The sequence below is a fragment of the Candidatus Methylarchaceae archaeon HK02M2 genome (genome assembly GCA_024256165.1).
GTDB lineage: Archaea > Thermoproteota > Nitrososphaeria > Nitrososphaerales > JACAEJ01 > HK02M2.
Genome location: JAKLZG010000038.1, coordinates 1 through 8,138, shown reverse-complemented (window position 1 = coordinate 8,138; position 8,138 = coordinate 1). Strand labels below are relative to the sequence as shown.

At 36.6% G+C, this 8,138-nt stretch carries 10 protein-coding genes; 4 read left to right on the top strand and 6 right to left on the bottom strand.

Annotated elements, in window-relative coordinates; all coding sequences use genetic code 11:
- The coding region (locus L6N96_03160) for a KamA family radical SAM protein (protein ID MCP8323161.1) at positions 1–825 on the bottom strand (825 nt) is incomplete at its 3' end.
- A gap of 86 nt (positions 826–911) precedes the next feature.
- Here L6N96_03160 and cofE point away from each other — a divergent pair.
- Complete coding sequence (gene cofE, locus L6N96_03155; GenBank protein ID MCP8323160.1) at positions 912–1,658, top strand: coenzyme F420-0:L-glutamate ligase; 747 nt, start codon at positions 912–914, stop codon at positions 1,656–1,658.
- 39 nt (positions 1,659–1,697) lie between these two features.
- On the opposite strand, the gene cofC is transcribed toward cofE, so the two are convergent.
- Genes cofC through L6N96_03140 form a run of 3 tightly spaced genes read right to left on the bottom strand, consistent with a single transcriptional unit; the run spans position 1,698 to position 3,933 of the window.
- Complete coding sequence (gene cofC, locus L6N96_03150; protein ID MCP8323159.1) at positions 1,698–2,369, bottom strand: 2-phospho-L-lactate guanylyltransferase; 672 nt, start codon at positions 2,367–2,369, stop codon at positions 1,698–1,700.
- A 22-nt stretch (positions 2,370–2,391) separates the two neighbouring features.
- The gene (gene cofD / locus L6N96_03145; protein MCP8323158.1) at positions 2,392–3,312 is read right to left on the bottom strand and encodes a 2-phospho-L-lactate transferase; all 921 of its coding nucleotides are present in this window, start codon (positions 3,310–3,312) and stop codon (positions 2,392–2,394) included.
- Between the two features lie 3 nt (positions 3,313–3,315).
- Positions 3,316–3,933 carry a nitroreductase family protein gene (locus tag L6N96_03140; GenBank protein ID MCP8323157.1) on the bottom strand — a complete coding sequence of 206 codons (618 nt, stop codon included), beginning with the start codon at positions 3,931–3,933 and terminating at the stop codon, positions 3,316–3,318.
- A gap of 358 nt (positions 3,934–4,291) precedes the next feature.
- Between L6N96_03140 and L6N96_03135 the strand changes: the two genes are divergently transcribed.
- Complete coding sequence (locus L6N96_03135; protein ID MCP8323156.1) at positions 4,292–4,687, top strand: CBS domain-containing protein; 396 nt, start codon at positions 4,292–4,294, stop codon at positions 4,685–4,687.
- A 20-nt stretch (positions 4,688–4,707) separates the two neighbouring features.
- Positions 4,708–4,974, top strand: coding sequence for a hypothetical protein (locus tag L6N96_03130; protein ID MCP8323155.1), 267 nt, complete (start codon positions 4,708–4,710; stop codon positions 4,972–4,974).
- A 36-nt stretch (positions 4,975–5,010) separates the two neighbouring features.
- Here the strand turns inward: L6N96_03130 and L6N96_03125 are convergent, their stop codons facing one another.
- Together L6N96_03125 and L6N96_03120 are read right to left on the bottom strand one after the other, a co-directional pair.
- Entirely contained in the window at positions 5,011–5,583 is a 573-nt protein-coding gene (locus L6N96_03125) for a hypothetical protein (protein ID MCP8323154.1), read from the bottom strand.
- A gap of 327 nt (positions 5,584–5,910) precedes the next feature.
- Positions 5,911–6,087, bottom strand: a complete 177-nt coding sequence (locus L6N96_03120; GenBank protein ID MCP8323153.1) for a hypothetical protein — start codon at positions 6,085–6,087, stop codon at positions 5,911–5,913.
- A gap of 454 nt (positions 6,088–6,541) precedes the next feature.
- Between L6N96_03120 and aspS the strand changes: the two genes are divergently transcribed.
- A complete protein-coding gene (gene aspS / locus L6N96_03115) occupies positions 6,542–7,864 on the top strand; it encodes an aspartate--tRNA(Asn) ligase (protein MCP8323152.1) in 1,323 nt (440 codons plus the stop codon).
- Positions 7,865–8,138: the final 274 nt, after the last annotated feature.

Sequence of the window (8,138 nt, the reverse complement as noted above, 5' to 3'; positions counted from 1 at the left end):
AACATAATATGGATTGACTCCGATGCTTACTAATTTGTTTAATATATCTGCTAAAACGTTTGGATTGTCGTTTATCTTTTTTAATAACACTGTTTGGTTATGAACTATTAAACCACAATTTAACAATTTATTAAAGGCTTCTGTTGATTTAGGAGTAATCTCTCTAGGATGGATGAAATGGGTCACAATATGGACTCTTTTTTTCAATGTAGACTCTTTAAGGATTTCTAGTAAACTATTATCACCGATTATCCTAGAAGGGAAGACGATAGGTACTCTGGACCCAATCCTGATGTATTTTAAATGGTCTATTTCCGTTAATCGTTCTAAGTATTCTTTAATAATATTATTTTCTAATGTTAGTGTATCTCCCCCACTAAGAAGAACGTTGTTTATCTCCTTATGTTCACTGATATATTTGATAACTGAATCCAATTCTGAGAGAACTTCTTTATTTGATACGCCAATCAATCTTCTTCTAAAGCAGAACCTACAATATGAAGCGCAGTAATTTGTTGTTAAAATAAGAGCTGTTTGGTCATATTTATGTTGGAGACCTGTGACTTTTACATTCTTTTTCTCTCCGCTTGTATCATATGACCCTTTCCTAGACAATTCAAAAATTGAAGGAACTAAGATTTTTCTCAGGGGGTCATCTTTATCTTCAACATCTATTAAAGATAAGTAATGCCTTGTAATATTTATTGGATGTCTTAGAGAAATTTTCTTTAAAATATCTTCTTCTTTCTTATCTAAAGGGATGTTTTCTTTTAACTCCTCAATTGTACAAATGTTTTTCTTTAATTGATCTTTCCAAAATTCCACCTTCAAACTACCTTTCTCTCATAATATCATATAATTTCAGAATTTATAAAAGGTTATTTTAATGTTGTCTGTGAAATGATTAGAAGATGTCATCAAATATAACGATTATAGGAATTAAAGGAATCCCTGAAGTCAAGCCCGGAGACAATGTATCAAATCTGATTATCGATGCAATCCAGAGCCAAGGCATAACTATTTTAGATGAAGATATACTAGTCGTGACTCATAAGATAGTCTCCAAGGCTGAGGGACGGCTTGTAAATTTAGAAAAAATAACACCTTCGGAATTCGCTTTAATGATAAGTGGCGAAAAAGACCCTCGACTTGTAGAAGTTGTTCTTCAAGAGTCTAAGAGGATTGTTAGAATGGACCGAGGAATAATCATAGCTGAGACTAAGCATGGATTTATTTGCGCCAATGCAGGAGTCGATAGATCAAATATTGAAAGTGGAATGGCCTCTCTCTTGCCAATCGATCCTGATATGTCTGCTAAGACTATCAGAGCTGAGATAAAGCAAAGAGCAAAAGTGGATATTGCAGTGATAATATCAGATACTTTCGGGAGACCTTGGAGAGAAGGTCAGACAAATATAGCTATAGGCGTTGCTGGATTGGAACCACTTCTAGATTATCGAGGAATTAAAGATATGTATGGTTATCAGCTCAAAGTTACCTCTATAGCTGTAGCAGATGAGCTAGCTTCAGCAGCAGAACTTGTAATGGGTAAAGTTGGGATGACACCATTAGCAATAATAAGAGGTTACCGATATCTTATGAGAGAAGGATCAGCCCGTTTACTTATTAGACCATATGCAAAGGATCTTTTTAGATGATAAGAATGTAACAGTTATTGAGTGCTCTTTGGAATTGTGTTATTCTATTAAAATAGGTTTGGACGGAACTTTGAACTTACGAACTCTATTAATTAGACCGATTTTGACCATATAATTGTAGGTTTCGGTTCCATCTCCTATCTTAAGGAATGTGGCTATGTCCTTTGGTGTGTCTAAATCTAAAGCTATCCTGGGCAATCTACAAATTGTGCATGGGATATTTTTTGCCTTCGCTTCATCTATATGAACTTGAAAACTGTTAAGACCAAAACTTGGCTTTATTACAGTCGGTGGCTTCATTAAAAGTGCATTTGTTCCTTTCTCATCTAAGGATGGGGTAATTACTATTGATTTTGGTTTATGACTTTCTCTTATCATATTGTCTATATCCTTAGTTTTTACAAGAGGGATATCTACAGGCAGGATAAGAATAGATTCAGCTCCTTTATCTTTACAGACACTTGTTACTTGCTTTATAGCAGAGTTTAAACCCTTTTGAGTACCCTCATTGAAATTTAATACTCTACTTTTTTTTGCAAATTCTAGAACTCTTTGATCACAACTTATAACTATTACTCTCTCCACATATTTAGAAATTTTAACTGCATTTAGAACATCTCTTAGCATAAACAAACAGAGCACAGACTTTTCCTGAGGTTTTAAAACCCCCTCTAGCCTTTTCTTCGCGTCCTTTAAGCCCTTAACAGGTATGACTACATAGTCAGTTTTAAATTCATATCGCCTCCAATGTAAATTTTGCTAACTCTTCCTTATTCTTCAACCCCTTCATTATGGTATCTGTCACAAAGACCTTAATACCTAAAGATTCTATTCTTTCTTTAAGGTTTTTATCTGCAATGTCGATTACAAATGCATCCAAAAAGTCTTGATAAAGCTTTGCTACTCCATATGCAGAAACTTCCATCCCTAAGCTATTCATTAACTTATCCGCAGGACCTTTTACTGTTTTGCCTGCGATCAAGGGGCTTATTCCTATGACCTTAGCTTTTGTATCTTTCAAACTCTCTCTTATTTCTTGGATAGAAAGGATAGTGCCTATACTAACTATAGGGTTACTTGGACAGATGATAATTATTCTAGCTTTTTTAATAGAATTAATTACACCAGGGGCTGGTTTAGCCTTCGTAACACCTTTAAATCTAATTTGCAAAACCCTTTCTTGTGTTTTACTTTTAACCATGTATTCTTGAAAGTGTATTTCACCTTTATCTGTGATAACAATCGTCTTAACATCATCATCTGTCATAGGAATTATCTTTGCTTTAACACCTAGAACCTTGCACTCTCTATCAGTTACCTCTGAGAGTTTCAACCCTTTTTTTAAGAGTATAGAGCGGTTAATGTGTGTAGCAAGGTCTTTATCACCCAGTTTAAACCATGTCTCATAACCGAATTTCTTAAGTTTCCCTAAACAATTAAAAGTATCTCCTTTGATCCCCCCTCCTTTTTTATCATCGACTATACATGCTAGAGTATAAATTACGATATCTATGTCTGGGGATATATGCAACCCATAAAGCTCGATATCGTCACCTGTGTTAACAATTATTGAGATGTCTTCTCCTTTTACTACTCTAACAAGACCATCAAGAAATTTTGCAGCGCCCACACCACCTGCTAATGAAGTTATCATTCATTAGCCCCATCCATTGAATCGAACTACGTCTTTTAATGGCTTTCTTGGAGGCATTTTAGGCTTCTCCATAGGATAACCAATCTCTATAATCGCTTGTGGAAAGAAACTGTCTGGAATGTTAAGAACTTCCCTAACAACTTCCATGCAAAAAAGAGGTGCGCAACGCCAGCAAGCTCCCCAACCTTTCATATGAAACGCTAACAGAAGGTTTTGTATAGCTGCTGAGACAGACTGGACAGCCATGATGTATTCAACATTCCTCCTTTTATCGTTATACTTATCCATGTCTTCCATTGTGAGACATACTAGAATCAAAACTGAAGCATTAAGTGTGCGCCTTTTTGAAGATTCTAAAAGGTTCACTATTTCCATCTTGGATACTCCATCCTTTACTAGATCCTTTAGCCAAGATTGAGTCATTGCCTTAGCAAGGTTAACCTTCAAATCTTGATCAGTTATCACGATAAACCGCCAAGGTTGGGCATTATGTGCTGATGGTGCACTTGTTGCTATATCAATCATCTCTTCTATTAAATCTCTTGAGATACAATTAGGCTTTAACTTTTTAATACTCCTTCTAGACTTTACTATTTGAGAAAAGGCATCCGAACTGCTCATAGAATTTATAATCTCCGATACAAGAATATAAGGGAATCCAGAGCATAATTTTATTATATTCTATGACCTCTTATGATTCCCTAAACGCCTCTTTGGGGTCTAAAATTGATACCTAAATAACAAGTGTAACGGATAGTTCTACTAAAATCTGTCTCCCAGACCCATCGGGACCGGAATCGTTGGTCCCTACACTATATTTTTCTTCATTTTATCTTACTTAGCTCTTTGTAAATGAGGAGGATAGCGATCAAGAACCTCATCCCTAACTTGGCATATGTTGTGAGCAAAATTCCTTTTTAAGAAGACCGAAAGAATATTTATATGAATTATTATTTTATCAAATAAGCATTCGATCTTGGTGAAAGTAAGAGAAGTCATGATAAGAGAAGTCCTTACGATAGATGCCGAAGAGAGTGTAGCCGAAGCATGTAGGATAATGGGGGAGAAGCATGTAGGGAGCCTTATAGTCACAACTCGAGACAAGCCACTAGGAATCTTCACAGAGAGGGACCTGCTATCTAAAATAATCCTCAAAAGGCTCAAACTGGAGGAGATCAAAGTCAAGGAATATATGTCTGAGCCTCTAACTGTAATAAATCCAGACTTCCACTTAAAAGAGGTTGCTAGAATAATGACTCGGTTGAAGATCAGTAGGCTCCCTGTGATCGAAGACGAAAAGTTGGTCGGCATAGTGACATCGTCTGAATTAATACACGTAATGGCTCGAGATCCTCTGGAATTGATCGGTGGCTAATCTGAAAGTGATGATTATTTATGGTTTCAAAAAATAAGGGAACTTACGAAAAGGAAGTGACATGTAGTGACTGTGGCAGGGTTTTACTAGCCAAGGATAAAGGCTTGCAGTGGCACAAGAGTGGGAGAGGTGTCAGGTTTGGATGGGATGTGTGTCAAGTTTGCGGAGCTATAGTATGTCTAGATTGCGCATATTACAATCGAGTTAAAAGGAAAGGTCTCTACCTTTACTATTACGATGTCATGAGAGTATGTAAGGAACATTATAGCCTTGAAGAGGAAGTTTGAGAGAAGACCTTATTTTTTAATTTGTAATTGAACAGTTTAAACACCTTTTCTACTAATCTCTCCTATAGGTAGCTCTAAAAGGGAAGCTAAAAGCTCATCAGAAATTCCAGGGGTATTAGCAACTGCCTCTTTCATAGTCTTCTCAAGATATGAATCGTAATCTATTGATGAGGGGTCATCCCATAGATTCTCGAATCTCTCTTTGAATATGAGAGACACTCCTTCCGAATATATCTTATAGCCCTTACGAGTGGGCACATCAGCTCCTCTCCTTTCGGGAAAGCCCATGACAGTTACACGGCCGTCTATAATCATATACCTCAGGTCACTGACTAAAATAGAAGAATTGTACCTTACATCGCCCCCTACGCTTTTATACCTATAACCCATGTTAAGACGAGTTGGATCCTTGGGGAGGAGGAATTTCAACTTGACGCCTGTTTTCGAGGCCCTAGAAAAATTTCCCAGGAGCCTCTCGATGGTCTCTTCTTCATCTTCTTTTGGGGCAGTTCCAGTCACGGTTGCACTAATGTAACTGGTGGATTCACCGACCGCTTCTAAGACTGCGATAAAATACTCAGCCCTGCTGAATGTCCTTGTGGCCTGCATGAGTTGTTCTATTAAGTGAGACCTTCCTCTCGCCTCTTTGATACTGGTGAGTAGCAGGTAGATTGTTACGATCAATAGAACTAGCTCGATGGATAGGAGGGCCTCGCTTAATCCGACAATCACCATGAGAAGAAGGCTGAAGGATCGCTAAGTTAAATAAACATTTTTATGATCCAATTAACAAATATCATGAACCATACTTATAGGATCATGATATTCACCAAAAACAGAATGAAAAATCCATGAGATTATACAATAAAATATATGGACTTTAAGAGCATTTTTTCAAGAACTCAATGATGAACATACGATCAATGCCTTTTATTTCTACATAGCCTTTCTGACTACTATTATCAAATCCCCGTTCCTAGCCTCTATGGACCAATCTAAAAATTCTCCAGCCTTCAAGCCAAATTGAGCAACGATAAACTCAGGAACGGTTGTTCTTAGAGAATGGGATCCTTTTCGGCCAATAGATAGTTTTGTTTTATAACCTGCTCCCATAAGTCATTCATAGCAAGATTAGGTATTTAAATATGTAGGCGATAAGTAGGAGATATATTGATTGCGATCGACATGCTTACAAAAGCCTTCCAAAATCATTACGATTTTGCAGGTTTTGTAGGTGGAGATAGTTGTACTAAAAATTCTTTGAGCATTTTTAAATAAATGGTTAGTCTGGGAGGGTCTACATAAAATGCTGTAGCATAGGCACGATTGAATATCACGACTTCAACGAATACCTGGACTGCCCCGCGTACAGGTGCTCAAAATGTGGATAGCTTACGAAGTTCTATCTGGAAGATCTGCCTTGAAGAAGTTAGATTAAGGTTATGTAATCGATCTACTGGGTTGTTTTTTCATTGTTTTTAAGAATAAGAAATTGAGTTCTTTAACCAAGAATATAATTATATAAAACGTCTTTTACTTTACTTCAGAAATAAGATTCGGGGTAACTATGAGAAAGCTAGATAAATTAAAAGAATGGAGAAGAACTCATTACTCTGTAGAAATTACTCCAAATCTAGATGGAAAAAGAGTTACAGTTTTCGGATGGTTAGCTAGTAAACGTGAGCAAGGCGGTATAACTTTTTGGATTCTCCACGATAAAGAAGGAATCGTACAAATTACAATGCATAAGGGCAAAACTTCCAACTCAATTCTAAAGAAGGCAGAGAATATCCGTGAGCACTCTAGTATAGGCGTAAAAGGTGTTGTTAAAAGTATAGATAAAGCTCCTCACGGCGCTGAGATAATCCCTGAAGATTTGCGCATCTTGAGCTCCGCTCGACGACAACCTCCATTCAGTTTATTCGGGGGAAAAATGGCAAGTATCGATAAACGCTTGGATATCCGTGTGGTAGATTTGAGAAGACCAAAAGCCCAAGCCATATTTAAAATAAAGCATACAGCATTAACAGCAGTAAGGGATTTTTTCATAAAAGAAGGCTATATTGAGGTGAATACACCAAAGATAATAGCTACAGCTACTGAAGGAGGTGCAGCTCTATTCCCTCTATTATATTATAACAAAGAAGCATTTTTGGCCCAAAGTCCTCAGCTTTATAAGGAGCAACTAATCATACCTTTTGAAAAAGTCTTCGAAATAGGACCCATCTTTAGGGCTGAGGAATCACGTACACTGAGACACTTGAGCGAAGTGATATCGATCGATGTTGAGGAAGCATTCGTATCTTATGAAGATGCGATGAAACTTATTGAGCAAATAATTTATTATACAGTTAATAAAGTACGTAAAAACTGCAGTAGTGAAATTGAACTATTGGGAAATAAGCTAATAGTCCCTAAATTACCTTTCAAACATATCACTTATGATGATGTACTTAAGATTTTGAAAAAGGAAGATATAATACTGGAAAGGGGTGATGATCTATCTACACAAACACTAAAGATTTTGGGCGAAATTATACCTGAATTCTATTTCATCACAGATTGGCCCACATTTATGAAACCTTTTTACATTAAACCTAAAGATCTAAAGCAAGATATTTCCGAATCATTCGATTTTATGCACGGTTCAATAGAATTGGCATCAGGAGGCTCGAGGATTAGCTCCAAGAGGATTTTGATTAAGAGGTTGAAGGAGCAGGGTCTAGAACCAAAGCTCTTTGAATATCATTTGAGAATCTTTGATTATGGTATGCCGCCACATGCAGGCTTTGGTCTCGGCCTAGAGAGATTGATCATGGTATTGACAGGGCAAGAGAATATTCGAGAGGTTACTCTTTTTCCCAGAGATCGGTCTAGACTTACTCCTTAAATTTCTTATATGAAGAAAGTAGGGCTTAGTGAAATTGAATTTTAATAGAACTCGAATTTAAATACAAGAAACTCTCTTATGTTAAATTTTAAAACTTGGGGAAAGAGATTCTCTCTAAAGATCTGTATTTATAATATATACATACACTCATTATATACGCATCATGTATATATTAAGATACTTCCACCTTATAGTCCGGAGGTGTTATGATGAGAAATATAGGTAAAAATCAGATAAAGATCGGATACCTTGTTCCCTATGCTACATCACTAGC

Excerpts from the sequence above, each read along its gene's own strand:
- L6N96_03140 (MCP8323157.1), bottom strand. The coding sequence starts at position 3,933 with ATGAGCAGTTCGGATGCCTTTTCTCAAATAGTAAAGTCTAGAAGGAGT.
- cofD (MCP8323158.1), bottom strand. The coding sequence starts at position 3,312 with ATGATAACTTCATTAGCAGGTGGTGTGGGCGCTGCAAAATTTCTTGAT.
- aspS (MCP8323152.1), top strand. The coding sequence starts at position 6,542 with ATGAGAAAGCTAGATAAATTAAAAGAATGGAGAAGAACTCATTACTCT.
- L6N96_03125 (MCP8323154.1), bottom strand. The coding sequence starts at position 5,583 with ATGCAGGCCACAAGGACATTCAGCAGGGCTGAGTATTTTATCGCAGTC.
- cofE (MCP8323160.1), top strand. The coding sequence starts at position 912 with ATGTCATCAAATATAACGATTATAGGAATTAAAGGAATCCCTGAAGTC.
- L6N96_03120 (MCP8323153.1), bottom strand. The coding sequence starts at position 6,087 with ATGGGAGCAGGTTATAAAACAAAACTATCTATTGGCCGAAAAGGATCC.
- L6N96_03130 (MCP8323155.1), top strand. The coding sequence starts at position 4,708 with ATGGTTTCAAAAAATAAGGGAACTTACGAAAAGGAAGTGACATGTAGT.